Below are 1,232 nucleotides of genomic sequence, written 5' to 3' on the forward strand. Positions count from 1 at the left end.
GGACATGCAAGGCGGTGGGCAGCTTACGGTTGACCAAGCGATTAGCAAAGTGTTGTTGAATAAGCTTACGCTGAAATCAAGCTTTGAAGGTGATGCTTTGCCACAATCACCAATGAAAGTTGATATGGTCTCTGACCTTTCATTTGACCTAAATAAAAGCCACCTTAGCTTTATTCTAGAGAAGTTAACCGCAAACGCGATTGCATTGGATGGTAAAGCCGATGTGACATTAGGAGACATTCCAAAAATACGTTTTGCCCTTCATAGCCCTAATATCGATTTAGATGAATTCTTAGGCTTGGATAAACAAGCACCACCAAGCGAAATGCCAGCCTCTGGTGGTAAGAGTGCATCCGCGGGGCCTGAAGTTGAGCCGGATCTTTCAGCACTGAAAACGCTGGATGTCAAAGGTGATATCACCATCGATAAGTTCGAAGCGGCTAACGCGAAAATGGAAGCGGTACAAGCGAGCTTCACTGTCAATCGTGGTGTGTTTGACCTCACATCATTTAGCTCGAAGTTGTACCAAGGCACAATTTCAGCAACAGCAAGACTAGATGCACGTAAGACGCCAGCGACTTACAGCGTGAAAAAATCAATCAAAGGTGTGAAAGTTCAACCGCTACTGATTGATGTTGCTAACAACGACAAGCTAGAAGGTACGGGTAACATCGACGTGAATGTCCAAGGTAGCAGTTTGACGCCGACAGGTATCAAACAGAACCTTGCTGGTACGGTAGTGATTAACTTTGCTGATGGTGCGGTAAATGGCATCAACGTTGCTCAATTGATTCGTGAAAACTACGCGCGATTCAAAGGGCAAAAAGTTGAAAGTACCAACGAAGTGAAGAAAACAGACTTCAGTGCGATGACCGCGACGTTGAAACTAAACAAAGGTGTGGTATCAACGGACAACTTGCATGCTCAGTCACCATTACTACGTGTGCGTGGTAAAGGCAGTGCAAACTACATCAATGAGACGGTCGACTTTACTATCAGTACTTCAATTGTGGGTACGCTAGAAGGCCAAGGTGGTAAAAACATCGATGAGCTGAAGGACATCACGATTCCAATCAATGTGTCTGGTAAGTGGGCGGACCCTAAATTCAAACTCGTATTCGATGATGTTCTTAAACAGAAAGCTCAGAAAGAAATTGACCGTGGCGTAGAGAAGCTAACGGACAAAATTAAAGATGAGAAAACCAAAGAAGCGGTCGATGGTCTGTTGAAGA

General features: G+C 44.6%; 1 protein-coding gene. It reads left to right on the forward strand.

The genetic code is table 11. The features are described from left to right. The coding region (locus tag R8N28_RS25570) for an AsmA family protein (protein ID WP_318183705.1) at positions 1–1,232 on the forward strand (1,232 nt) is incomplete at both ends.

It is taken from the genome of Vibrio sp. Vb1554 (assembly GCF_033344235.1).